General features: G+C 70.9%; 25 protein-coding genes. 17 read left to right on the forward strand and 8 right to left on the reverse strand.

The window, feature by feature from the left end:
* The 4 genes from ABZ194_RS02970 to ABZ194_RS02985 all read left to right on the forward strand — a co-directional run.
* Positions 1-264: transposase (locus ABZ194_RS02970; protein WP_355591514.1), on the forward strand; the 264-nt coding region annotated here is incomplete at its 5' end.
* A 53-nt stretch (positions 265-317) separates the two neighbouring features.
* Positions 318-638: a hypothetical protein gene (locus tag ABZ194_RS02975; protein ID WP_355591517.1), complete on the forward strand. Its 321-nt coding sequence runs from the start codon at positions 318-320 to the stop codon at positions 636-638.
* A complete protein-coding gene (gene tmk, locus ABZ194_RS02980; protein ID WP_355591520.1) occupies positions 635-1,270 on the forward strand; it encodes a dTMP kinase in 636 nt (211 codons plus the stop codon). The genes ABZ194_RS02975 and tmk overlap by 4 nt, the downstream gene beginning before the upstream one ends.
* Positions 1,267-1,725 carry an NUDIX domain-containing protein gene (locus tag ABZ194_RS02985; RefSeq protein ID WP_355591523.1) on the forward strand — a complete coding sequence of 153 codons (459 nt, stop codon included), beginning with the start codon at positions 1,267-1,269 and terminating at the stop codon, positions 1,723-1,725. Before tmk ends, ABZ194_RS02985 begins: the two co-directional genes overlap by 4 nt.
* Positions 1,726-2,039: 314 nt before the next feature.
* Here ABZ194_RS02985 and ABZ194_RS02990 read toward each other — a convergent pair whose 3' ends face one another.
* Positions 2,040-2,249: a hypothetical protein gene (locus ABZ194_RS02990; protein ID WP_355591526.1), complete on the reverse strand. Its 210-nt coding sequence runs from the start codon at positions 2,247-2,249 to the stop codon at positions 2,040-2,042.
* Entirely contained in the window at positions 2,239-3,969 is a 1,731-nt protein-coding gene (locus ABZ194_RS02995) for a PspC domain-containing protein (RefSeq protein ID WP_355591529.1), read from the reverse strand. Before ABZ194_RS02995 ends, ABZ194_RS02990 begins: the two co-directional genes overlap by 11 nt.
* A 142-nt stretch (positions 3,970-4,111) precedes the next feature.
* On the opposite strand from ABZ194_RS02995, the gene ABZ194_RS03000 reads away from it, so the two are divergent.
* The 4 genes from ABZ194_RS03000 to ABZ194_RS03015 all read left to right on the forward strand — a co-directional run bounded on the left by ABZ194_RS03000 (position 4,112) and on the right by ABZ194_RS03015 (position 7,433).
* Positions 4,112-5,326: a PspC domain-containing protein gene (locus tag ABZ194_RS03000; protein WP_355591532.1), complete on the forward strand. Its 1,215-nt coding sequence runs from the start codon at positions 4,112-4,114 to the stop codon at positions 5,324-5,326.
* 64 nt (positions 5,327-5,390) lie between these two features.
* On the forward strand, positions 5,391-6,029 hold the full coding sequence (locus tag ABZ194_RS03005; RefSeq protein ID WP_355591535.1) for a response regulator transcription factor: 639 nt from the start codon (positions 5,391-5,393) through the stop codon (positions 6,027-6,029).
* Positions 6,030-6,227: 198 nt separating this feature from the next.
* Positions 6,228-6,491 (forward strand): WhiB family transcriptional regulator, encoded by a 264-nt coding sequence (locus ABZ194_RS03010; RefSeq protein ID WP_355591538.1) that lies wholly within the window; start codon positions 6,228-6,230, stop codon positions 6,489-6,491.
* A 129-nt stretch (positions 6,492-6,620) separates the two neighbouring features.
* Positions 6,621-7,433: a CPBP family glutamic-type intramembrane protease gene (locus tag ABZ194_RS03015; protein ID WP_355591541.1), complete on the forward strand. Its 813-nt coding sequence runs from the start codon at positions 6,621-6,623 to the stop codon at positions 7,431-7,433.
* On the opposite strand, the gene ABZ194_RS03020 is transcribed toward ABZ194_RS03015, so the two are convergent.
* On the reverse strand, positions 7,387-8,127 hold the full coding sequence (locus tag ABZ194_RS03020) for an ABC transporter permease (protein WP_355591544.1): 741 nt from the start codon (positions 8,125-8,127) through the stop codon (positions 7,387-7,389). The two genes, ABZ194_RS03015 and ABZ194_RS03020, sit on opposite strands and share 47 nt — an antisense overlap.
* A gap of 117 nt (positions 8,128-8,244) precedes the next feature.
* Complete coding sequence (locus ABZ194_RS03025; RefSeq protein ID WP_355591547.1) at positions 8,245-8,964, reverse strand: PIG-L deacetylase family protein; 720 nt, start codon at positions 8,962-8,964, stop codon at positions 8,245-8,247.
* A 264-nt stretch (positions 8,965-9,228) separates the two neighbouring features.
* Here ABZ194_RS03025 and pcrA point away from each other — a divergent pair, with 264 nt between their 5' ends.
* Positions 9,229-11,463 (forward strand): DNA helicase PcrA, encoded by a 2,235-nt coding sequence (gene pcrA / locus ABZ194_RS03030; protein WP_355592156.1) that lies wholly within the window; start codon positions 9,229-9,231, stop codon positions 11,461-11,463.
* Between the two features lie 75 nt (positions 11,464-11,538).
* Here the strand turns inward: pcrA and ABZ194_RS03035 are convergent, their stop codons facing one another.
* Together ABZ194_RS03035 and ABZ194_RS03040 are read right to left on the reverse strand one after the other, a co-directional pair.
* On the reverse strand, positions 11,539-12,450 hold the full coding sequence (locus ABZ194_RS03035) for a hypothetical protein (protein WP_355591550.1): 912 nt from the start codon (positions 12,448-12,450) through the stop codon (positions 11,539-11,541).
* A gap of 170 nt (positions 12,451-12,620) precedes the next feature.
* The gene (locus ABZ194_RS03040) at positions 12,621-13,496 is read right to left on the reverse strand and encodes a hypothetical protein (protein ID WP_355591553.1); all 876 of its coding nucleotides are present in this window, start codon (positions 13,494-13,496) and stop codon (positions 12,621-12,623) included.
* A gap of 348 nt (positions 13,497-13,844) precedes the next feature.
* Here ABZ194_RS03040 and ABZ194_RS03045 point away from each other — a divergent pair, with 348 nt between their 5' ends.
* The 4 genes from ABZ194_RS03045 to ABZ194_RS03060 all read left to right on the forward strand — a co-directional run bounded on the left by ABZ194_RS03045 (position 13,845) and on the right by ABZ194_RS03060 (position 18,264).
* Positions 13,845-14,252, forward strand: a complete 408-nt coding sequence (locus ABZ194_RS03045; RefSeq protein ID WP_355591556.1) for a cobalamin B12-binding domain-containing protein — start codon at positions 13,845-13,847, stop codon at positions 14,250-14,252.
* A 132-nt stretch (positions 14,253-14,384) separates the two neighbouring features.
* On the forward strand, positions 14,385-15,566 hold the full coding sequence (gene sucC, locus ABZ194_RS03050) for an ADP-forming succinate--CoA ligase subunit beta (protein ID WP_355591559.1): 1,182 nt from the start codon (positions 14,385-14,387) through the stop codon (positions 15,564-15,566).
* Positions 15,566-16,441, forward strand: coding sequence for a succinate--CoA ligase subunit alpha (gene sucD / locus ABZ194_RS03055; protein ID WP_355591562.1), 876 nt, complete (start codon positions 15,566-15,568; stop codon positions 16,439-16,441). Before sucC ends, sucD begins: the two co-directional genes overlap by 1 nt.
* Before the next feature lie 164 nt (positions 16,442-16,605).
* Positions 16,606-18,264, forward strand: a complete 1,659-nt coding sequence (locus ABZ194_RS03060) for a DUF6350 family protein (protein WP_355591565.1) — start codon at positions 16,606-16,608, stop codon at positions 18,262-18,264.
* Positions 18,265-18,369: 105 nt separating this feature from the next.
* Here the strand turns inward: ABZ194_RS03060 and ABZ194_RS03065 are convergent, their stop codons facing one another.
* On the reverse strand, positions 18,370-18,780 hold the full coding sequence (locus ABZ194_RS03065; RefSeq protein ID WP_355591568.1) for a hypothetical protein: 411 nt from the start codon (positions 18,778-18,780) through the stop codon (positions 18,370-18,372).
* A 79-nt stretch (positions 18,781-18,859) separates the two neighbouring features.
* Between ABZ194_RS03065 and purN the strand changes: the two genes are divergently transcribed.
* The 4 genes from purN (at position 18,860) to ABZ194_RS03085 (ending at position 22,319) form a co-directional block, all read left to right on the forward strand.
* The gene (gene purN / locus ABZ194_RS03070; protein WP_355591571.1) at positions 18,860-19,480 is read left to right on the forward strand and encodes a phosphoribosylglycinamide formyltransferase; all 621 of its coding nucleotides are present in this window, start codon (positions 18,860-18,862) and stop codon (positions 19,478-19,480) included.
* 44 nt (positions 19,481-19,524) lie between these two features.
* Positions 19,525-21,069: a bifunctional phosphoribosylaminoimidazolecarboxamide formyltransferase/IMP cyclohydrolase gene (gene purH / locus ABZ194_RS03075; RefSeq protein ID WP_355591574.1), complete on the forward strand. Its 1,545-nt coding sequence runs from the start codon at positions 19,525-19,527 to the stop codon at positions 21,067-21,069.
* Positions 21,070-21,265: 196 nt separating this feature from the next.
* Complete coding sequence (locus tag ABZ194_RS03080; protein WP_355591577.1) at positions 21,266-21,439, forward strand: hypothetical protein; 174 nt, start codon at positions 21,266-21,268, stop codon at positions 21,437-21,439.
* A gap of 22 nt (positions 21,440-21,461) precedes the next feature.
* Positions 21,462-22,319 carry a bifunctional methylenetetrahydrofolate dehydrogenase/methenyltetrahydrofolate cyclohydrolase gene (locus tag ABZ194_RS03085; protein WP_355591580.1) on the forward strand — a complete coding sequence of 286 codons (858 nt, stop codon included), beginning with the start codon at positions 21,462-21,464 and terminating at the stop codon, positions 22,317-22,319.
* A 21-nt stretch (positions 22,320-22,340) separates the two neighbouring features.
* Here the strand turns inward: ABZ194_RS03085 and ABZ194_RS03090 are convergent, their stop codons facing one another.
* A complete protein-coding gene (locus tag ABZ194_RS03090) occupies positions 22,341-22,997 on the reverse strand; it encodes an FHA domain-containing protein (protein WP_355591583.1) in 657 nt (218 codons plus the stop codon).
* Positions 22,998-23,157: the final 160 nt, after the last annotated feature.

The following is a 23,157-nucleotide window of genomic DNA, read 5'->3' on the forward strand; positions in this document are numbered from 1 at the left end:
TGGTTCCCCAGCTCGAAGCTGTGCTCGGCCTGCGGGGCCGTCACCGGCTCCATGCCGCTGAACGTCCGGCAGTGGGAGTGCCCGTGCGGCGCCACCCACGACCGCGACGTCAACGCGGCGGCCAACATCCTCGCCGCCGGGCAGGCGGAGAGGTCAAACGCCTGTGGAGCGCGGGCAAGACCGGGACTCGTCCCGGCACCGCGCGACGAAGCAGGAACCCACCCGAAGCCGCACACGCGGCAGGCGGGAATCTCCGCCCTTTAGGGCGGAGAGGATGTCAATTCATCCTCGGCTTTCCCACCGAGACCCGCGCTGAGATGGCCGAGACCGTCGGCCTGGCCCACCGGCTGTGGGACCTCACCGACGGTCAGGCCGGGGTGTTCCGCGCGTCGGTGTTCCAGTTCCGCCCTTACCCCGGCACCCCTGAGTGGGGGCGGCTGATGGCCACCGGCCGCTACACCGCCGAACGGCTCCTCGACTACGCGCCCGTGGACCTCGGCACCGAAGACGCGGCCCTGCGCGGCCGAGACGAGTTCAACTTCTCCTCCCGGCTCCAGTTCGGCGAGGCCACCGAGGAGGAGATCCACCGCCATCTGGCCGATCTCGCCCGCGTCCAGCACGCCCGGAGGACCGCATGAGCCTGTTCGTCACCCTCGACGGCCCTGGCGGGGCCGGCAAGTCCACCCTGGCCCGCCTGGTCGCCGAACAGCTCGCCACCGCGGACGTCCCCGCGCTGGCCACCCGGGAGCCGTCCGACGGGCTCCTCGGCGAGATCGCCCGCCGGCAGACGGCGACGTTCTCCGGCACCGCACTGGCCTGCCTGGTGGCCGCCGACCGCTACCACCATCTCGAAACCGAGATCCGGCCCGCGCTGGAGCGCGGCCAGGTGGTGGTGTGCGACCGGTACGTGCCCTCCTCCTATGTCCTCCAGAGCCGCGACGGCGTTCCACTGGACTACATCCGCCACCTCAACGCCCTGGCCGACCGGCCGCGCCTGGCCATCCTGGTCACCGCCGCCCCTCCCGTCCTGGAGCGGCGGCTCACCGTGCGAGGCGCGCACTCCCGGTTCGAGCACGAAGGCTCCAGCGCCGCCGAGGTCACCCTGTACGAGGACCTCGCCGACGTCCTGGCCGCCGACGGATACGCCTTCCACCGGATCGACACAGGGCATCAATCACCGCAAGACGCCGCTGTGGCCCTCACCGGCCACATCCTTGGGCTATCGTCACGGGCGTCATACCCGCCTCGGGAAAGGCCCCTGCCCCCATGACGACGCAGCGCCGGCAGGTCACGGTGGACGTCCACGTGATCCTCGAACGCGACGGCCACATCCTGCTGTCCCTTCGTCAGGGCACCGGGTACGCCGATGGGCTGTACTGTCTGCCCTCCGGCCATCTCGACCCCGGCGAGACCGTCATCGACTGCGCGATCCGCGAGGCCCGCGAAGAGGTCGGAGTCACCATCGCCCCCGGCCATCTGCGGCCCGCCACCGTGGTCCACCACCTGTCCCCCGAAGGCCGGCCGCGAGTCGGGCTCTTCTTCGCCGCCGACACCTGGGACGGCGAGGTGGTCAACGCCGAGCCGGACAAGTGCGCCAAGGTCGAATGGGCGCCCATCGACATGCTCCCGAGCAACACCGTCCCGTACACCGTCGCCGGAGTCGAGTTCTACCGCACCGGCACCGGCATCGGCGTACACGGCTGGCCGGAGTCGGCACTCGCATAACGCGACTGTGGCCCTGGCTCTCCGCAGAGAGTCAGGGCCGCCGTCGCCCGCGTGGTCAGACGCCGCGTCCGCTAACAGCCCCCGCCCCCCACAATGATCAAGACGCCCCTCGCGGATCAATGAACGCCCTGGTCAAAGGTGTGCGACCGGAGGTACTCGAAACTCCAACCTTCTGATCCGCGGGGAAGGGGCAGATATCTCGTCAGGGGCATCCCGGCCTGATCAGGCGGTGGACGCGGGCCGTTGCCGTACAGATAAGTAACCACCGTGTCGCAACGCCCCGTCGAATTCGCAGGCCGATCCCCGGGAGATCCTCAGCGGCGGATCGCGCGGGCGAGGATGGCGATCATGCCCGCGACGCCCAGGCCCACCAGGACGACCGGGAGCATGATCACTGGCTCGACGTCCGGCACGCCGATGAAGACGGCTCCGGCCCCGATGAACAGCAGGCCGCTGAGCAGGGCCATCCAGTCGGTACGGTGCCGCAGGGTACGGCGGGCCGGGGGACCGCTCTCAGGCCGCACGGCGAACCTCCACGTCTCCGATGCCCGCCTTGACGTTCAGCACGATGGTCGCCGCGTCGCCCTTCGGGGGCACCTCGGGCTCCAAGATCTTGTTGTGCTTGACGTCCGCCCCGCCCTTGACCGAATGGTCGATCTTCACATCGCCGAGTTTGGTGTATCCGTTCACCTCGACCCGGGCCGTCGGCGGCAGGATCACCCTGATCTCGCCCACCGAGACGGACGCCTCGAAGACGGTCCGTGAGCCCGGCGGCAGCGGCAGTTCGCTCAGGTTCAGGGTGCCCTCGCCGATGCCCACCGTGTAGTTCGGGATCACCTCGGACAGTTTGGTCGGCTCCCAGCGGTAGTCGCCGAACTTCTTCGGCATGCCGGTCAGGGTGGACCCCGCGATCAGGGCGATCGAGATGAGGGTGCCCGCCGCGACGAGGGCCGCGCCCCGGCCGAACCAGGTGGCGACCAGGAGGCCGGCACCGATGGTGACGAGCACGGCACCGCCGACGACCGTCATGTTGACCGATCCGGTTGTGGACTGGATCGCCACGACGATTCCTCCGACGATCATGGCCAGGAACATGGTCACGCCTCCGACGAACGACCTGGGCCGTTTCGCTCTGGGCGAGGTCTCGACCGGCCGGCCGTATCCGGGGAGGTCGTAGGGGGGGTGCGGCTGCCGCCTGGCGGGGTCCAGGGGCCGGTAGGGCCCGTAGGGCGAGAACGGCTCGCCGGAGGAGTCGAACGACCGCCCCCCGGTGCGGTACGGCCCGGCCGGGCCGCCGTCGGCGGACGATCCGTCGATGGGCGATCCGGTGGCGAGGGGGCCGATCGGTGTTCCCGCCGGCGGTGTGCCCGGCGTTCCGGTGGGCGGTGCGCCCGGCGGGGAAGTGGGTGGCGGCGGGGTCTCGTGGGCGCTGGTGAGCACCTCGGTCCGCTGCCGGGTGGCGGGATGGGAATCCTCGGCCGGATGGGTGGACGCGCCGGGTACGCCGGAGAAGGCGGGTGCGCCGGGCATGGCGGACGCGCCGGGTGCATCGGGTGCGCCGGGCATGGTGGACGCGCCGGGTGCGCCGGGAACGTTAGGTGCGCCGGGTGCGCCGGGATAAGGCCGCGCGGGTGCCTGCGGCACGGTGGCGGGAGGCCCCCCGGAGAACGGGGAGGCGCCGGGCGGCCCCTCGGGAGTGGGGGAGAAGGCGGGGAACGGCGAGTCCACCGGCCGGCCGGGCGGGTGCGGACGCCGGCCACGCAGCCGGTCGGGCAGCGAACGCGCCACGGCCAGCAGGTCGACGCCACGGGAGTGGGCGGCGAGCAGGGCGATGGCGAACAGCGTGCCGACCACGACCGTGCCGGTGCCGATGCCGTCCGAGGACACGTTGATGATCAGGCCGAAGGCGAGGACTCCGGCCAGCAGGGCTAGCACGGTCTCGCTGTCGAGGTCGCGCCGGGTCCACTGCTCCAGGTATCCCGGGCCGCCGTTCGCCTCACGCATGAGCAGGAACGCCGCGACGTAGAGCATGACGCCGATCCCGGAGCCCAGCACCAGCACCGCGAAGCCGACCCGGAACACCACGGGGTCGATCCCGCTGTAGCGGCCGAGACCCGCGCAGACGCCGGTGAGCATGCGGCCCTCGTCGCTGCGCCTGAGCGTTCGCTCCTCGCCGGGGGGCGGGACGGGCGGCGAGTCGGACAGGGTGCTCGTCGGGTCCTGTGCGTTCCCGGTGTCGTTCATACCCCTATCGTGGCTCTTGCCGGGGCGCCCTCGCATCCGGGAGACCCCTGAGTCGTCCCGGAGCGGGCGCGACCTTCTCAGGGGCCGGTCAGGGGAACGCCTGATGCGCTGACCGGCTGAGACATGTGACGATGCTGGTGATATGGCTGACCGACAGACAACTCGCGACGCGGCGCCCCTCACCCCCGGGGAACCCGCCTTCCCCCGGCTGATGAGGCCGGTGGACGGCCGTCTGGTGGCCGGGGTGGCCCAGGGCGCCGCCGCCCAGCTCCGGCTTGACCCGGTGGTGCTGCGGCTGGCCTTCGTTCTGCTCACCGTCCTGGACGGGATCGGCGCCGTGGCCTACGCGGCGCTGTGGATGTTCACCCCGCGCGAGCCGCACGAGGGCAGGGAACCGGCCAGGGACTGGAGCCAGCTCGCCGCGTACACCGCGATCGGGCTGGCGCTGATGGCTCTGGGCTGGCTCACCGGCGCCTCGAAGGGTGGGATCGGCGCGTGGCCGATCGCGGTCGGCGGGATCGGCTCGCTGATCCTGTGGCAGCAGGCCGACCCGGACCGCCGGCGGCGCTGGATGAGCACGACGGTCGGGCAGGTCCGGCGCAACCGGGTCCGCACGTTCGCCGGTCTGGTGCTCGTCGTCGTCGGCGTGATCGGTTTCCTGGCGGCCAACAACGAGCTGGACAGCGCCCGTTCGGGCATCGTGTTCACCCTGGTGGTGGTGGGCGGGGTGGCGCTCATCGCGGCCCCCTGGCTGGCGGCGCTCTGGAAGGAGCTTCAGCGCGAGCGCCGCGAGCGCATCAGGCAGGAGGAGCGCGCCGAGGTGGCGGCGCACGTGCACGACTCCGTACTGCACACGCTGACGCTGATCCAGCGCAACGCCCAGGACTCACGCGAGGTGATGCGGCTGGCCCGCTCCCAGGAGCGTGAGCTGCGCAACTGGCTCTACCAGCCGAAACAGGACGCCGACGCGTCGCTGGCCGCGGCCGTGCGGCGGGTCGCGGCCGAGGAGGAGGACGCGCACGGGGTGCCGATCGAGGTCGTCTGCGTGGGTGACCGCCCGCTGACCCCCGAGCTCTCCGCGATGATGCAGGCGGCCAGGCAGGCCATGGTCAACGCCGCGAAATACTCTGAGTCGCCGGCCGTCTCCGTCTACGCCGAGGCGGAGCCGGACGAGGTCACCGTCTTCGTCCGGGACAGGGGTGTCGGGTTCGACATGGAGGGGGTGCCGGAGGACCGGATGGGCATCCGCCAGTCGATCATCGGCAGGATGGAGCGCAACGGCGGCAGCGCCCGCGTGCGGACCGCGCCCGGCGAGGGAACGGAAGTAATGCTGACCATGAAGATGGAGAAGGTGTGAGCGAGCGGGCCGGGAAGACCGGGGAGTACGGTGGGCGGCGGACACGACCGGATGGGGAGATCTCATGAGCACCGTCAGGGTTCTGATCGTCGACGACCACCGGCTCTTCCGCTCCGGTGTCCGCGCCGAGCTGGGCGACTCGATCGAGGTGATCGGGGAGGCCGAGGACGTGGAGTCGGCGGTCAAGGCGATCGCCGAGCTCCAGCCGGACGTGGTCCTGCTCGATGTGCACATGCCCGGCGGCGGGGGTCAGGAGGTGCTCCGCCGGGTCCTCGGCGCCGGCTCGCAGGTCCGCTTCCTCGCCCTGTCGGTCTCCGACGCGGCCGAGGACGTCATAGGTGTGATCCGCGGCGGCGCCCGGGGATACGTCACCAAGACCATCAGCGGCCGTGAGCTCACCGACGCGATCCGCCGGGTGGCCGAGGGCGACGCGGTCTTCTCCCCGAGGCTGGCCGGTTTCGTGCTCGACGCCTTCGCCTCCAGCGAGGCCCCGCCGATCGACCCCGAGCTCGACTCGCTGACCCAGCGTGAGCGCGAGGTGCTGCGCCTGATCGCCCGAGGCTACGCCTACAAGGAGATCGCCAAGGAGCTGTTCATCTCGGTCAAGACCGTGGAGACCCACGTCTCGTCCGTCCTGCGCAAGCTTCAGCTCTCCAACCGCCACGAGCTCTCCCGCTGGGCCACCGCGCGTCGCCTGGTCTGACGTCCTCTCGCCCGGCGGGCACGACGTCCCCTGCTCTCGAAGGGGCCGGAAGAACGGCGCGGCCCGCCGGGATACGCGGGATATCCCGGGATATCCCGGATACATCGCGGTGTGTACCCGGGAATCCACCGAGAGGTTGATGCCGGGCAGCCGGGATCCGCCTACTCTGAGGACGGATGATCCAGCAGGGGGTGTGTCATGCGGAAGACGGTCCGTGAGATCGGCTGGGCCGTGCGGGGCGCCTGCCGCGCGAGCGATCCCGAACTGTTCTTCCCACTGGCGCAGTCGGCTGAGCAGGAGGGGCGGGCGAAGGCGGTCTGCGCGGTCTGCCCGGTGCTGGCCGACTGCCGGGCCTACGCCCTGAGGGCGGCCGAGCCGGAGGGCATCTGGGGCGGTCTCACCGTTCAGGAGCGGCGCGACCTGCGGTTTCCCGCCGGATGGCGGCACCCCGCCGCGGGATGACCGAGGGGAGACGGCGTGCGGAACCGGAGCGCGGAGCGGTGGCGTGGGCGCGTGGGCGTGGCCCCTCTCAGATCGGCGTGGCGTGGTCGTCGCCGGTGGCGGACGGGGAGCGCGCGTACGGCCGCGCCGGTGGAACGGCCGGCCACGTTCGCGGGCGCGGTGGCCGTGCTGGTGGCGGCCAACGTGCTCAACAACCGGGTCGCGCCGCGGCTGGCCCCGCTCACCTCGGCCGTCGCCGTCGGCACCCTGCTCGCCCTGGCCCGCCGTTCCGGGCTGTCCTGGTCCCAGCTGGGGTTCCACCGGCGCTCACGCGGCCTGCGCATCGGCGGCGTCCTCGCCTCGGCCGTCGCTGGGGTCTACGGCGCGGGGATCGCCGTCCCGGCCACCCGCCGTCTCTTCCGCGACGAGCGGGCGCTCTCGCTCTCCCGCGCCCGCGTGATCGAGGAGGCCCTGCTCCAGGTTCCGGTCGGCACCGTCCTGCTGGAGGAGGTGGGGTTTCGCGGGGTGCTGCACGCCCTGGTCGCCCGCTCCCACGGGGCCGCCACCGCCACCGCGGTCTCCTCGGCCCTGTTCGGCCTCTGGCATGTGCTGCCCGCGCTCGACATGATGACCGCCAACCCGGCGCTGGGCCGCCTGACGGCGGGGGAGACGTCCGGCGGCGGCCCGGTGCCGGGTGCTCCGGTGCCGGACCCGCCGGGTGGCCCCTCCACGCGGGAGGCGTTGCGGGTGGTGACCGGATCGGTGGTCGCGACCGGGATCGCCGGGGTGTTCTTCTGCGAGCTGAGACGGAGAGGGGGGCTGGCCGCGCCGGCGCTGTTCCACGTCGCCACCAACTCGCTGGGCTACCTGTTCGCCCGCCTGGCTCCGGAGGACGCGGGCCGGGTGGGCGGCCGTCTCACCGCCACGCCGGGAAACGGCCCAGGGCCGTCAGCTCGATCGTGACGAGCACCGCCACCGCCTCCGCGGCCAGCAGCATGACCAGCACGACGAGTTGCACCACCCCGGCCTGGATCGGGCTCGCCCCGCCGAGCAGCATCCCCACGAAGGCGCCGGGCAGCGTGACCAGCCCCACGGTCGAGGTCTGATCCAGTACGGGCACCAGCGCCTGGGCCGCCACCGGGCGGCAGATCTCCAGCGCCGCGTTCCGGTCCGACAGGCCCAGCGCGAGCGCCGCCTCGACCTCGCCGCGCCGTATGACGAGCTCGTCCACCGCCCGCCGCCCCGCGAGAGAGGTGGCCGTCATGCACCCGCCGAGCAGGATGCCCGTGATGGGGATCAGCACGATGCCCCTCATCGGGACGACGCCGGTGCCGGTGAGAAGCGCCAGGATCGGCGCGGTCCCGGCGGCGATCGGCACGGCCGCCCAGCCGGCCGCGCGCCCCCGGGTGATCCTGCACCCGGCGGTCAGGCTCGCCACGCCGTACATGACCAGGATGAAGGCCGCCACCGCCAGAGGCCGTTGCACGGCCCACACGATGATCAGAGCCACCGCGCCGAGCTGTACGGCGGCGCGCAGGCACGCGATGAGCACGGCGCGCCCGTGCCCGAGGCGGCCGATCCGGGTCACGGCCGCGCCAGCCATGGCCAGGAGCGCGATGACGACGGCGGTGAGCGGGGTCAGGCCGATGCCGCTCATATCGGTGAGGTTTCCCCGGCGGACGGGTTCCGCGCCGGATCGGGCCAGGAGGTCGCGTGGGGATCTCCTGGACGGCCGCCCGGGAGGTCGTCCGCCTCGCCGGGGACCGGTCCGGGGTCAGCCGGTCGTGACACGCTGGAAAGACTCGGCGTAGCGGCCCTCACCGAGGCCCGCCTCCATCGCGACCTGGGAGAATCTGCCCCGGACGAAGCCCTCGGCGTCCTCCATGTGGCCCACCTGGCTGTCGTGGGCGCGTAGCGCGTCGAGCTTGCGGTCGATGGTGTCGGTGATGTCGACGTGGTGGTTGGGCGTCTGGCCGCCGCTGAGCCAGACCTCCCGGACCGTCCAGGCGTCCAGGTCCTCGTCCCGCAGAAGCTCGGGGAAGGCGTAGGGGTTGCGCGCGTCGGGGTAGACGGCGTCGAGCGTGCAGCCGCCGACCGCGCGGTGGTCGGGGTGGCTGGGGGAGACGAACCGGTAGTTGCGCTCGGGGGTGTGGGTGATCACCAGGTCCGGCCTGACCTGGCGGATGACCCGCGCGATGTCGCGTCGCAGGTCAAGGCTCTGCACCACGGTTCCGTCGCGGTAGCCGAGAAAACGGACGTCGGTCACGCCGACGGCCTTGGCCGCGCTGACCTGTTCGGTACGGCGGAGCTGGGCCATGCCCCCGTTGTCCAGCTCACGGTTGAAACCTCCCGCGTCGCCGTCGGTGACGACGCAGTACGTCACCTCGACCCCCCGGCCGGTGAGCCGCGCGATCGAGCCGGCGGCGGCGAAGTCGACGTCATCCGGATGCGCGGTCACCACGAGCACCCGGTTGATCTCGTTCTCAGACAGCATGCGGTGCCTCTCTGCTCTCTCATGTCGGGAACTCTGATAACCATCGGCACGCCCGTCGGCATTCCTTCCCACGGAGGCGGTCCGTGCCCGGACTCCCCGGCGGTGGTCCACGGCGGTGGCCGGTGGCCGGACTCCGCACCGGAACTCCCCCGCGGAGGCTCCAGGACGGGACTCCGTGACGGGACTCCGCGACTGGCCCCGGTTGTCGGCGGCCCGCCTTACCCTAGGGACGTGTCGATCCCAGCCGCTTTTCTGACCCACCCGTTGCTCGACGGGCTCAACCCCCAGCAGCGCGAGGCCGTCGTGCACCACGGCAGCCCGCTGCTCATCGTCGCGGGCGCCGGTTCGGGCAAGACGCGGGTGCTGACCCACCGCATCGCCTACCTGCTGGCCGAGCGGGGCGCGCAGCCTCAGGAGATCCTGGCGATCACCTTCACCAACAAGGCCGCCAGGGAGATGAAGGACCGGGTCGACGGTCTCATCGGCCCGCGCTCGGCCGCGATGTGGGTGATGACCTTCCACAGCGCGTGTGTGCGGATCCTGCGCCGCGAGGGCAAACGCCTGGGTTTCCCCTCAAGTTTCTCCATCTACGACCAGGCCGACTCCCAGCGGCTGATGGCGATGGTCTGCCGGGAGATGGACCTCGACCCCAAGCGCTACCCGCCGCGCTCCTTCTCCGCACAGGTCAGCAACTTCAAGAACGAGCTGGTCGACTACGAGACGGCGGCCGAGCAGGCCGCCACCCACCTGGAGCGCACCCTCGCCGAGGCGTATCGGAGCTATCAGCGGAAGCTGACCGAGGCCGGCGCGATGGACTTCGACGACCTCATCATGCTGACGGTCACGCTGCTGCAGATCTTCCCCGACGTGGCCGAGCACTACCGGCGCCGCTGGCGGCACGTCATGGTGGACGAGTACCAGGACACCAACCACGCCCAGTACACCCTGATCCGCGAACTCGTCGGCGTCTCCGAGCCGCGCACCGCGGACGGCGAGCCGGTCAGGGAGGGGCGGGAGGGCGCGCTCGCCCCCGCCGAGCTGTGCGTGGTCGGTGACGCCGACCAGTCGATCTACGCCTTCCGGGGCGCGACGATCCGCAACATCCTGGAGTTCGAGCGCGACTACCCCGACGCCAGGACGATCCTGCTGGAGCAGAACTACCGCTCCACCCAGACGATCCTGACCGCGGCCAACGCGGTGATCTCGCGCAACGAGAGCCGCAAGCCCAAGAACCTCTGGTCCGACCAGGGCGCCGGGGCGAAGATCGTCGGCTATGTCGCGGACAACGAGCACGACGAGGCCATGTTCGTCGCGCAGGAGGTCGACCGGCTCGCGGACGACGAGGAGGTCGTGCCCGGCCAGGTGGCCGTGTTCTACCGGACCAACGCGGCCTCCCGGGTCTTCGAGGAGATCTTCATCCGGACCGGCCTGCCGTACAAGGTGGTCGGCGGGGTGCGCTTCTACGAGCGCAAGGAGGTCCGTGACCTGCTGGCCTATCTCCGGGTGCTGGCCAACCCGAACGACGTGGTGTCGCTGCGCCGGATCCTCAACGTGCCCAAGCGCGGCATCGGCGACCGGGCCGAGGCGATGGTGGAGGCGTTCGCCTCCCGCGAGCGGATCTCGTTCGCCGAGGCGCTCCGCCGGGCGGACGAGGCGCCGGGGATGGCCACCCGGTCGCTCAACGCGATCAAGGAGTTCGTCGCGCTGCTGGACGACCTGACCGTCAAGGCCGGGAGCATGCCGCCGTCCGAGCTGGCCCAGCAGGTGCTGGCCGACACCGGCTACCGCGCGGAGCTCGCCGCCTCGGGCGACCCGCAGGACGAGAGCCGTCTGGAGAACCTGGACGAAATGGTCTCGGTGGCCTCCGAGTTCGAGGAGGCCAACCCCGAGGGCACGCTCGTGGAGTTCCTGGAGCAGGTCTCGCTGGTGGCCGACGCCGACCAGATTCCGGCCGGCGACGGCGGCCAGGGGGTGGTCACGCTGATGACGCTGCACACGGCCAAGGGGCTGGAGTTCCCGGTGGTCTTCCTCACCGGCATGGAGGACGGCGTCTTCCCGCACATGCGCTCGCTGGGCGAGCCCAGGGAGCTTGAGGAGGAGCGCCGCCTGGCCTACGTCGGCATCACCCGGGCCGAGCGGCGCCTCTACGTCTCCAGGGCCGCCGTCCGCAGCTCGTGGGGGTCTCCGGCGTTCAACCCGGCCTCCCGGTTCGTCGCCGAGATCCCGATCGACCTGGTCGAGTGGCGCGGTGATCCGGAGAAGAGCGCCTGGAACGCCGCCACCGCGCGCCGCGAGTCCCGCCAGGCCCCGGCGAAAAAGCCCGGCGGGCGGCAGATCCCCGCCCTGTCCCCGGGTGACCGGGTCACCCACGACCAGTTCGGCCTGGGCACCGTCGTGTCGGTGGACGGCCTGGCCGAGAAGACCAAGGCGAAGATCGACTTCGGTAGCGGGGGAGAGAAGACCCTGCTGCTGGCCTACGCGCCGATAGAGAAGCTCTGACGGGTGCCCCGGAGTCCGGGGCGGGGGCGCCGGTCAGGTGATCCGGTCCGAGGGGGCGGGGCGCCCCGGGGCGGGTCAGCCGGTGAAGAGCTGGATGTACGGGTCCTCGCCCGCGCCCTCACCGACCTTCAGGTCGTCGAAGTCGGCGACCTGGTCGGCGGGCGGGGCCTTGATGGACGACCTCGTCCCCCAGCCGGTGTAGCGGCTGTCGTTGAGGTAGGTGAGGTCGACGCTGGTGAGGCCGCGCAGGGACTGCGTGTAGGAGGAGACGGCCCGCCGGACGAGCTGGTCGGAGCCGATGTAGAGCTGCCAGGTGACCGGCACCTTGGCCGACTTGGCCGAGAGCTTCACGCCCAGCGCGGAGCGGAAGGCGGGGGAGACCTTGTACAGCTCGCCCAGCGTGATGGTGCCCGAGTGGACGACGGTCCGGGTGCCGTCCCAGGTTCCGCCGGGGCGCCTGGCCGTGGTGTGGGCCAGCGCGGCCTTCAGCGTCGCGGGTTCGAGGGGGTTGAGCAGCTGCTGCGCGGGGCTGCCGAGGGCGACCATGTCGTCTGAGTCGCGGAGCCACTTCTTTCCCTCGGGCATGGAGTCGCCGAACATCCCGCCCGAGGTGTAGGAGACGCCCTTCACCGTGACGGTGCGGAAGGGGACGAACACGCCCTTGAGCTCGCTGTCGCCGCCGGGCAGGTTGAACGTGCTGGTCAGGTCCGACGCGGCCACGCCCTTCCGGTCGAACTCCAGCACCCCGTTCCGCCGGGTGAAGATCATCCTCTGCTTCCTGCCCTCGCCGATGAGCTTCGTGTTCTCGGCGAGTCTCACGCCGCGGTGGACCCTGAACTGGCGCTTGAGCGCCGACACCGGATCGGCCTGCGCGGATTGGGGGGCGCTCCGCGCGCTCTGGGCGGCCGCGGGGGCGGCGGTCAGGAGGGCGGGGGTGACCAGTGCCGCCACGGTCGCGCCGGTCAGGGCGGCGATCATTCGCCTCATCGAGAAGGTCCTCCCGGATAGGTCCTCGCATCGTCGCGGAGGGGGAGCCAAGATTCTTTCGTAATTCACGACATGCCATGTCAAAAACCCCTCAATCGGTAACGCCCGGCGGGTGGTGCCCGCCGGGCGTCGCGGCCGGGACCGACCGAGGGCGATCTCCCGAGGGGAGATCAGTTGCCGAGCAGCGGGATCGGCGTGGTGCTGGTGTCCACGCCGTTCTCCAGCTCGCTCAGCTTGGCGACCTCGTCGGCGGGCGGAGCCTTGACCGTGACCTTGGACCCCCAGCCGACGTAGCGGGTCTCGACCGTCATGGACATGCCTCTGGCGGCTGTGCCGCCCGTCGAGTAGGTGGTCGTCAGCCGCCGGGGGAGCCGGTCCGCGCCGACGAACAGCTTCCAGTCCAGCACGGTCTTGGCGTGCTCGCCGCTCGGCGGCAGCATCGCCGCGGCCCTGAACCACGGCGAGACCTTGTACAGCTCACCGAAGGTGATCTTCCCTCGGTAGACCCCGGCGCGCTGGGTGGCGTGCGCCAGCAGCGCCTTGAGCGTCGCCGGCTCGGCGGCGTTGACCAGCTGGCCCAGCGTTCCGGTGGCGCCGAGCGTGGCGTTGGGGAAGCGGATCCAGGTCTTGTCGGCGGGGAGGAACTCCCCGAAGACGCCGCCGGAGACGTAGGAGACGTTGCCGATGCGGATGACCCGTTCCGGCTTGGCCAGCCCGGCCATCCCCTTCGTCTCGTTCTCCCCCGTGCCCTCCGACATAGCCTCAAGGTCGCTTGCCTTGATTCGGAGTTTCGCGGTCTGGTCGGACGCCGCGATTCCGGAGGCGCCGAACCGGAACACGCCCTCGCGCTGGGCGATGACCGCTCCGCTCCCGTAGCCCCGCATTTTTGTGACGTCGAGGAATTTCACGCCGTGGCCGCTGCGGAACTGGCTCTTCAGCGCGGTCACCGGGTCGGCGGCCTGGGCGTGCGCGGTCGATGCCGACAGTGCGGGAACGCTCAGTACGGCCGTGGCCGCGCAGGCCACACCGGCGATGTATCGCTTCACCAAAAATCCTCCTGAATACCCCCCACCCCATGTGAGAGGGACGAAGTGGATTCTTACATATCAAGATCCCAAAAAAACCTCATTTTTCCTCAAATGGTTTGAATTAGCTGTGCATATTCTGTGTAGCCGTCTCTTCCGCGCCTCCGGGGAAAAGCCGCGGTGAGACGCGCGCCGTGGGGTCGGCCGCGCGGCCGGCTCGGACGCCCCGCGCCGGTCCTCGGCGGCCTCCGGCCGGTGCCCCCGGGGGTGGCGCCTCCGAACGCCGGGCGGGTGAGCGCGACGGGGCGTCGCCGGTTACGCTGCGGAAGGCTCTTACATTGCACCTGGAGTGCGAGCAGGGAGGTCTGCATGGACGCCGTGTCCAGAATTCGTGTCGTCATCGCCAAACCCGGGCTGGACGGACACGACCGGGGGGTGAAGATCGTGGCACGGGCGCTGCGGGACGCCGGGATGGAGGTCGTCTACACCGGTCTGCACCAGACGCCCGAGCAGATCGTGCGCACGGCGATCCAGGAGGACGCGGCCGCGGTTGGGCTGTCCGTTCTGTCCGGAGCGCACATGACGCTCTTCGCCAAGGTGATTGAGCTCTTGCGGGAACAGGACGCAGCCGACATCGTTGTCTTCGGCGGCGGAATCATCCCAGAAGAGGACATGTCTGAACTTGAGCGAATGGGGGTTGCTCGAATCTTCACCCCGGGAGCGACCACCCATGAGATCGTCGAGTGGGTGCGGAGCGCGATTCCCGCCCCCGTTTAAGGACCCGGTGACCTGGCCATGCCGTCCGGGGAGCTAGGCTTCATTGGCGCAAAAACGTCAGGCTCCCCCTCAGATCATGGAGCCGGCCCGCCGAAATCTGTACACCAGCCGGACAAGCAAGGACGGACCCTCGTGGACCTGTTCGAACATCAGGCGAAGGAGCTCTTCGCGGAGTACGGCATCCCGGTGCCGCGCGGTATCGTCGCGCACACCGTGGAGGAAGCACGTGCGGCAGCCGAGGAGCTGACCGGTCGTGTCGTCGTCAAGGCACAGGTCAAGACCGGTGGCCGAGGTAAGGCCGGCGGCGTGAAGGTCGCCGACGACGCCGCGGACGCCGAGCTGAAGGCCACCCACATCCTCGGGATGGACATCAAGGGCCACACGGTCCACAAGGTTTTGATCGAGGAGGCCAGTGCGATCGCGGAGGAGTACTACTTCTCCTTCCTGCTCGATCGCGCGAACCGCACCTTCCTCGCCATCTGTTCCGCCGCGGGCGGTATGGACATCGAAGAGGTCGCGCACAACACCCCGGAGAAGGTCGCCAAGATCCCGATCTCCCCGCTGGACGGGATCGACCGTGCCAGGGCCCGCGAGATCGCCCAGGCCGGTGGCCTGCCGGAGGTCGCGCTGGACGGCGCCGCCGAGCTCATCGAGAAGCTCTGGGCCGCCTTCGTCGACGAGGACGCCTCCCTGGTCGAGGTCAACCCGATGATCCTGTCCGCCGACGGCCAGGTGAAGGCCCTCGACGGCAAGGTCACCCTCGACGACAACGCCTCCTTCCGCCAGCCCGACCACGCGGCCTTCGAGGACAAGGCCGCCGAGGACCCGCTGGAGGCCGCGGCCAAGGCCAAGGACCTCAACTACGTCAAGCTCGACGGCAGCGTCGGCATCATCGGCAACGGCGCGGGCCTGGTCATGTCGACCCTCGACGTCGTCGCCTACGCCGGTGAGACCGTCTCCGGCCGGCCCAAGCCCGCCAACTTCCTCGACATCGGCGGCGGTGCCTCGGCCGAGGTCATGGCGAACGGCCTGGAGATCATCCTCTCCGACCCGTCCGTGAAGTCGGTCTTCGTGAACGTCTTCGGCGGCATCACCGCCTGTGACGCGGTCGCCAACGGCATCGTCTCCGCCTTCCAGCTGCTGGAGGGGCGCGGCGAGGCCGTCAGCCGTCCGCTCGTCGTCCGCCTGGACGGCAACAACGCCGAACTCGGGCGGCAGATTCTCTCCGACGCCGGGCTCCCGGGCGTCGAACTGGTGGACACCATGGACGATGCGGCCAAGCGCGCCGCCGAGCTCGCCGCGGTAGGTGCGTAATGGCCATCTGGCTGACTGAGAAGAGCAAGATCATCGTCCAGGGCATGACCGGCGGTGAGGGCACCAAGCACACCCGCCGCATGCTCGCCTCCGGTGCCCGCGTCGTCGGCGGCGTCAACGCCCGAAAGGCCGGCACCACCCACGAGGGCCTGCCCGTCTTCGGCACCGTCGCCGAGGCCATCAAGGAGACCGGCGCCGACGCGTCGGTCGTCTTCGTGCCCCCGGCGTTCACCAAGGACGCGGTCAAGGAGGCCATCGACGCCGAGATCCCGCTCTGCGTGGTGATCACCGAGGGTGTCCCGGTGCACGACACCACCGAGTTCTGGGCCTACGCGGTCGCCAAGGGCAACAAGACCCGCATCATCGGTCCGAACTGCCCCGGCATCGCCTCGCCCGGCGCCTCCAACGCCGGCATCATCCCCGCCGACATCACCACCGCCGGCCGTATCGGCCTGGTCTCGAAGTCCGGCACGCTGACCTACCAGCTCATGTACGAGCTGCGCGACCTCGGCTTCTCCAGCGCCGTGGGCATCGGCGGAGACCCGGTCATCGGCACCACGCACATCGACGCGCTCCAGGCGTTCCAGGACGACCCGGAGACCGACGCGATCGTGATGATCGGTGAGATCGGCGGCGACGCCGAGGAGCGCGCCGCCGCCTACATCGAGCAGCACGTGACCAAGCCGGTCGTCGCCTACGTCGCGGGCTTCACCGCCCCCGAGGGCAAGACCATGGGTCACGCGGGTGCGATCGTGTCCGGCTCGTCGGGCACCGCCCAGGCGAAGAAGGAGGCTCTGGAGAAGGTCGGCGTCCGCGTCGGCAAGACCCCGAGCGAGACCGCCCGGCTGATGCGCGAGACCATGCGGTCCCGCTAGTCCCGTCGATCTCCGTCCGATCGATCTCCGTCCGCAGGCAGAGGCGCCCGTTCCCCAACGGGCGCCTTTCCGCTGCCGAGACCGGGGTCCTCCCGCGCCCCGCGGGCGACACGCGGGGCGGAGGAGTCCCGTCCACGCGGGAGATGCTGAGACCATCGACTATTGTGACGGCCCTTTTCGATCAGCTCCGGACGGCTCCCCGTAACGTCCTCAGCCGTATCCCCCTGCCCGGCGTCACGGGTGACGACGACGTCCGCAGGCCGCTTCCCGTCTCCGGGATGCTCGCCGCCGCGTGGACGCTCGGTGTGGGTCTCGCGGTGCTCACCACCCTCACCCTGGTCGGCTGGATCACCTCCCCCCAGGGCGCGCTCGGCGCCGGCCTGCCGGGGGTGTTCCGCACCGCGGCACAGCTCTGGCTGGCGGCCCACCACGCCGGGTTCGCGATCCCCGGGGGGGCGATCGGGCTGCTCCCGCTCGGGCTGACGGTGCTTCCCGCCTTCCTGCTGTACCGCGCCGGGGTCTGGATGGCCAGGGACGCCGACCTGCGGCTCCGGCTGCCGGCCCGGCTGCCCAAGAACAGCCCGAGGGATGAGGCCAACGCCCGCCGCCGGGCACAGCTGGTGCTGGTCGCCCAGGCGGGCATCTCACTGGCCGCGCCGTACGCGCTGCTGGCCGGGATGGTCGCGCTCGTCACCCGTAACGAGATCACCCAGCCGCTCCTCGGCGACGTGCTGATCAGCCATCTGGTGCTGGCCTTCGCCGCGGGCTCGCTGGCCACCGCCAGGACGATCGGGCCGTGGCGGTCCATGTTCCGGCTGTTGCCCGAGCGGTTGCGCGCGGTCCTGGCGGGATCGGTCGCGGCGCTGGGAATCATGCTCGTGGCGGGTGCGGTCATGGTGGCCGGCGCGCTGGTGGCCAACTTCGACCAGGTCCGGGCGCTCTCCGACATCCTGTCACCCGGATTCGTGGGCGGACTGCTGCTCCTGCTCGTCCAGGGGCTCTACCTGCTCAACGCGGTCGTCTGGGCGATGGCCTACATCGCCGGTCCCGGGTTCGCCGTCGGCACCGGCACGCTGGTCGCGCCGACAGGGGTGCAGCTCGGCCCCGTGCCCAGCCTGCCGATCCTGGGCGCCCTGCCGGAGGCCGGCCCCACCCCGGCGTGGGTGATGGCGGTGGTCGTGCTGCCGTTCGCGGCCGGGGCGGTGGCCGGTGTGCTGAGCGTTCGGATCGCTCCATCCCCGTCATACGAGGGAGCGCCGCTGTGGGGGTTCGTCTGCGGGCTGGCGACCGGGGCGATGGCCGGGATACTGGCGGCGCTCTCCGGCGGCGCGCTCGGCGGAACGAGGCTCGCCGCGGCGGGCCCCGAGGCCTGGGAGGTCATGCTCTCGGTGACGCTGGAGACGGGCGTCGCCGCGGGCATCTCGGCGGGACTGGCCAACTGGTGGCTGATCTTCCGTGGGCAGAACACCGCCGTGACCAAGGCGGCGGAGAGGGTCGGCACGGCCACCGCGCCGGTCCGCAGGGCGGGCGCCAAGATCGCCAAAGTGGCGGGTTCGATGGCCGGGCGCGCCGGGTTCGCCGAGCCGGACGAACTCCGCGCCCTCCCCGGCCACTGGATGGACGCCACCGAGTGCGACACCCAGCCGATCCCGGTCATCAGGGATGACTGGGAGGACGAGCACACCTCGGCCGCGGCGGAGAGCCCGCCGAAGACCCTCCGCTGGGAGCCCCCGCGCCCGCCCAGACGTGACATCGTCGACGAGTCCGACGACAAGGGCGGCCACGTGATCTATCTCGACCCCTACGCCTGGGACCGTGACTGAGCCCCGGCCGGTAGGCCGGGCGCGGGGGTCAGGACGCGGGAGCGGCCGGGCGGAGAAGGGCCAGGACGGGAAAGGCCAGGGTGGGAACGGTCAGGACGGGAACGGTCAGGGGGGGAAGGGGAACTGGACCTGGCCGGGCTGGACGAAGGGCATCTTCTTCTCCATGGCCCGTTCGAGCTGCTCCACGCACTGGTTCTGGGCGGTGACGGTGCCCGCGCCCCTGCCGCACTCGGTGTAGGCGGTCAGCTCGTCGCTGAAGTAGAACTGCATCGTGGTGACCGCCAGGGAGACCAGCAGGGACAGCGACGCCAGGACGACGCCGACGACGGCGACGCCCACCGGCTTGGTCACCGAGCGCAACGCCGGGATCGCCCGGATCGAGACGACAAGGGCGAAGATCGACGCGACGAGCCCCGCCAGGGGAAGGATGAGGGTCATGACCACCGAGGCGAAGGCGAGCCACAGCGCCCGCCGTCCCGCACTCTCCGCCGGCCGTGCCTGGACGGGTGTCGTCAACTGACCTCCTCGCGTTGTTCGAATACATCGGCCCGATACCCTTGCAGCGGCTGAGTCCCCATCCGAATGGAGTGCGTCGGTGTCATCCCAGGCCGCTCGGCTCGTAGTCCTCGTATCCGGTTCTGGAACCAACCTACAGGCCGTGCTGGACGCTTCGGCAGACGAGGCGTATGGTGCCGAGGTCGTGGCGGTGGGAGCCGACCGCGACGACATCGAGGGACTGGCCCGTGCCGGGCGCGCCGGGGTGCCGTCCTTCGTGGAGAAACTGTCCGACCATCCGGCGCGGGACGCCTGGGACCGCGCGCTCGCGGCGCGGATCGCCGAGTACCGGCCTGACCTGGTCGTCTGCGCGGGGTTCATGAAGATCATAGGTGCGCCCACACTGGCCGCCTTCCCGGTGCTCAACACCCATCCCGCGCTGCTGCCCTCCTTCCCCGGCACACACGGCGTCCGCGACGCCCTCGCGTACGGCGTGCGGATCACCGGCTGCACCGTGATGCTGGCCGACGCCGGAGTCGACAGCGGGCCGATCGTCGCCCAGGAGGCGGTGCCCGTGCTCGACGACGACGATGAGAAGACCCTGCACGAGCGCATCAAGACCGTCGAGCGAAGCCTGCTCGTCGAGACCGTCGGCCGGATGGCCCGTGAGGGCTGGACGGTGACCGGACGGTCCGTTCGCCTCGGACGATCCGGCGGATGAGCCGGGCGCCCGGGAAAACCGGAACCACACAGGAGGACCAGGAAGTGACCCGCATCGCCATCCGGCGCGCGTTGATCGCGGTGTATGACAAGAGCGGGCTGGAGGAGCTGGCCCGCGGGCTCGACGCCGCAGGGGTGGAGATCGTCTCCACCGGTGGCACCGCCGCGAAGATCGCCTCGTTCGGTGTCCCCGTCATTCCGGTCGAGGCGCTGACCGGCTTCCCCGAGTGCCTGGACGGCCGCGTCAAGACCCTGCACCCGCGTGTCCACGCGGGCCTGCTGGCCGACGGCGGCAACCCGGCCCATGTCAAGCAGCTCGAAGAGCTGGGGATCGCCCCCTTCGAGCTGGTGGTGGTCAACCTCTACCCGTTCCAGGAGACCGTGGCCTCCGGCGCCTCCGGTGGCGAGTGCGTGGAACAGATCGACATCGGCGGGCCCGCGATGATCCGCGCCGCGGCCAAGAACCACGGCACCGCCGCGATCGTGGTGGACCCCGGCGCCTACGGCGAGGTGCTCGCCGCGGTGGCCGAGGGCGGGTTCACCCTCACCGAGCGCCGCCGCCTCGCCGCGGCCGCCTACGCCCACACCGCCGCCTACGACACCGCGGTGGCCTCCTGGTTCGCGAACGTCCACACCGCCGAGCAGGACCTCTGGCCGCGCTACATGGGCGCCGCGTGGACGCTCAGGACGCCGTTGCGCTACGGCGAGAACCCGCACCAGGGCGCCGCGCTCTACTCGGCGGGCCGGGACGGCCTGGCAGGCGCCGAGCAGCTGCACGGCAAGGAGATGTCCTACAACAACTACCTCGACGCCGACGCCGCCTGGCGGTCCGCCTGGGACTTCGCCGCGCCCGCCGTGGCGATCATCAAGCACCAGAACCCGTGCGGCATCGCGGTCGGCGCCGACGTCGCCGAGGCGCACCGCAAGGCCAACGCCTGCGACCCGGTCTCCGCCTACGGCGGGGTGATCGCGGTCAACGCCGAGGTCACCGAGGCGCTGGCCGCGCAGATCGCGGAGGTGTTCACCGAGGTCGTGGTGGCCCCGGGGTTCACCGCGGAGGCGCTGACCGTGCTCACCCGGAAGAAGAACATCCGCCTGCTCGCCTGCCCGAAGGGGCCGGACAACCCCGCCGAGTTCCGCAGGATCGACGGCGGCCTGCTGGTGCAGACCTCCGACCGGGTGAACGCCCCCGGTGACGCCCCGTCCACCTGGCAGCTCAAGGCCGGCCCCGCCGCCTCCGCCGAGGTCCTCGCCGACCTGGACTTCGCCTGGCGGGCCTGCCGCTCGGTGAAGTCCAACGCGATTCTGCTCGCCGCCGACGGCGCGAGCGTCGGCGTCGGCATGGGGCAGGTCAACCGGGTCGACTCGGCGCGGCTGGCGGTCTCCCGCGCCGGTGACCGCGCCGGGGGGGCGGTGGCGGCCTCCGACGCCTTCTTCCCGTTCGCGGACGGCCTGCAGGTGCTCATCGCCGCCGGGGTGAAGGCGGTCGTGGAGCCCGGCGGCTCCATCAGGGACGAGGAGGTGATCGCCGCGGCCGAGGCCGCCGGGGTCACCCTCTACTTCACCGGCACCCGTCACTTCTTCCACTGACCGTTGCGGTGATCGCCTCCGGTGGTCACCGCAACGGTGTACGGCCGCCGCGCCCCCGTGGCGGCCGTACACCGGAGCGAGCGGTCGCGCACCGGAGAGAACAGAGTGGCGAATCAGACATGATTTCCAGGCCAAAGAAGGTTTGAAGCGCGGTTAGGGTGAGGCATTCCTTACGTCACCTCCGGGGAGACCGTCCATGCCTCTGCTTGGTCCCGTCCTGAACGTCTTCGTGATGATGAACGGGTTCTGGGAGAGCCCCTGGCTGCTCCTCGTCTTCGCCGTCGGCGCCGCGTACCTGGGGGCCAAGGTCGTGGAGTACATCCCCTTCACGCGCAGGATCATCGAGCGGCGGGAGGCGAGCCGCGGATGATTCTCGTGGAAGGATTGACGGTATGAGCGCGCAGATTCTGGACGGCAGGGCCACCGCGGCGAAGATCAAGGCAGACCTCACGGCCAGGGTGGCCGCGCTGAGGGAGCGGGGCATCACCCCCGGCCTCGGCACCGTCCTGGTCGGCGACGACCCGGGCAGCCAGATCTACGTGGCCGGAAAGCACCGCGACTGCGCCGAGGTCGGCATCGCCTCCATCCGCAGGGACCTTCCGGCGACCGCCACCCAGGCCGAGGTCGAGGCGGTCGTCGACGAACTCAACGCCGACGACGGGTGCACCGGCTACATCATCCAGCTTCCGCTGCCGCGCCACCTCGACACCATGTCGCTGATCGAGCGGATGGACCCGGCCAAGGACGCCGACGGCCTGCACCCGGTCAACCTCGGGCGCCTGGTCCACATGGTCGACGCGCCGCTGCCCTGCACCCCGCACGGCATCATCCTGCTCCTTCAGGAGTACGGCGTGCCGATCAAGGGGGCCGAGGTCGCGCTGGTCGGGCGCGGCATCACCGTGGGCCGTTCGCTCGGGTTGCTGCTGACCCGCCGCTCGGAGAACGCCACAGTCACCCTCTGCCACACCGGCACCCAGGACCTGGCGGGCCACGTCCGCCGCGCCGACATCGTCGTCGCCGCGGCCGGCGTGCCCCACCTGATCACCGCCGACATGGTCAAGCCCGGCGCGGCCGTGCTCGACGTCGGCGTCTCCCGGGTCGACGGAAAGATCGCCGGTGATGTCGCCCCCGACGTCGCGGACGTCGCGGGCTTCCTCACCCCCAACCCCGGCGGGGTGGGCCCGATGACCCGGGCCCTGCTGCTCGGCAACGTGGTCGAGGCCGCCGAGCGGCAGGCGGCCGGACAGTAGGTTTCCCGCCGGGGAACGCGTTCAGGACGCCCGGCGGCTCGATGTGGTGGCCGCCGGTTGAGAGGGGTCCGGGGAGCCGGCCGCCCGTTGCGGCGGCACCACCGGTGTGGGCCTGACCAGCCCCAGGGCGACGACCTCGTTGGCCAGCCTGGTGCGCCGGTTGGTCCCCTCCGGGATCCGGAACTTCTGGTACAGACGGAGCAGATGCTGTTTGACCGCTGCCTCCGTCACCACCAGGTCGTCGGCGATCTCCCGCGCGGTGGCGGGCGCGACGAACGCCTCGTCCGACAGCGCCGGACGGCACAGTGACGTCAGTACATCCACCTCTCGTCGGGTCAGCTCCGGTGCCGCGGCGCGGCGGAGCTCGACTTCGGGGGCGAAGTCCTCGCGTGGCACCCCGCCGATCCTGCCTCTCGCGGCCCCGAAGGAGACGACGTCGCCGTCGTCCAGCACCCTCCGGGCGATCGGCCTGCCGTTCACCCGTGTGCCGTTGCGGGACAGGCCCAGATCAACGACATACAGGTAGGGCCCACGCCGGATGAACTCCGCATGCAGCCGGGACACGCTTGGATCATTGAGCCGGATGTCGACCCCCCGACCACGCCCGATCGTCGTGATCTCGGGGCGCAACGGGACCACCTCGCCAGTGTCCTCGATGCGTATGAACGGCCCCTCCACGGCAGTTCCTCCCCAGGTAGCCCGCCGTAACTATTCCTACAGCTGCGGCTTACCCAAACGAGGGGATGGGGAATCTCCTTTGCCAGAAGGAGAATCTCTCGTGAAATTGGTCTTGACCACTTGAGAAGGTTTCCCCTGCTCACGGGTAGACTTCGCCTCA

This window comes from Streptosporangium sp. NPDC006007 (genome assembly GCF_040614315.1).
Classification (GTDB): Bacteria; Actinomycetota; Actinomycetes; order Streptosporangiales; family Streptosporangiaceae; genus Streptosporangium.

What these genes read in the sequence shown, in the direction of transcription:
- ABZ194_RS02975 (WP_355591517.1), top strand. Translation starts at nt 318, where the DNA reads ATGGCCGAGACCGTCGGCCTGGCCCACCGGCTGTGGGACCTCACCGAC.
- tmk (WP_355591520.1), top strand. Translation starts at nt 635, where the DNA reads ATGAGCCTGTTCGTCACCCTCGACGGCCCTGGCGGGGCCGGCAAGTCC.
- ABZ194_RS02985 (WP_355591523.1), top strand. Translation starts at nt 1,267, where the DNA reads ATGACGACGCAGCGCCGGCAGGTCACGGTGGACGTCCACGTGATCCTC.
- ABZ194_RS02995 (WP_355591529.1), bottom strand. Translation starts at nt 3,969, where the DNA reads ATGAACGACACCGGGAACGCACAGGACCCGACGAGCACCCTGTCCGAC.
- ABZ194_RS03000 (WP_355591532.1), top strand. Translation starts at nt 4,112, where the DNA reads ATGGCTGACCGACAGACAACTCGCGACGCGGCGCCCCTCACCCCCGGG.
- ABZ194_RS03005 (WP_355591535.1), top strand. Translation starts at nt 5,391, where the DNA reads ATGAGCACCGTCAGGGTTCTGATCGTCGACGACCACCGGCTCTTCCGC.
- ABZ194_RS03010 (WP_355591538.1), top strand. Translation starts at nt 6,228, where the DNA reads ATGCGGAAGACGGTCCGTGAGATCGGCTGGGCCGTGCGGGGCGCCTGC.
- ABZ194_RS03020 (WP_355591544.1), bottom strand. Translation starts at nt 8,127, where the DNA reads ATGAGCGGCATCGGCCTGACCCCGCTCACCGCCGTCGTCATCGCGCTC.
- ABZ194_RS03025 (WP_355591547.1), bottom strand. Translation starts at nt 8,964, where the DNA reads ATGCTGTCTGAGAACGAGATCAACCGGGTGCTCGTGGTGACCGCGCAT.
- ABZ194_RS03035 (WP_355591550.1), bottom strand. Translation starts at nt 12,450, where the DNA reads ATGAGGCGAATGATCGCCGCCCTGACCGGCGCGACCGTGGCGGCACTG.
- ABZ194_RS03045 (WP_355591556.1), top strand. Translation starts at nt 13,845, where the DNA reads ATGGACGCCGTGTCCAGAATTCGTGTCGTCATCGCCAAACCCGGGCTG.
- sucD (WP_355591562.1), top strand. Translation starts at nt 15,566, where the DNA reads ATGGCCATCTGGCTGACTGAGAAGAGCAAGATCATCGTCCAGGGCATG.
- ABZ194_RS03080 (WP_355591577.1), top strand. Translation starts at nt 21,266, where the DNA reads ATGCCTCTGCTTGGTCCCGTCCTGAACGTCTTCGTGATGATGAACGGG.
- ABZ194_RS03085 (WP_355591580.1), top strand. Translation starts at nt 21,462, where the DNA reads ATGAGCGCGCAGATTCTGGACGGCAGGGCCACCGCGGCGAAGATCAAG.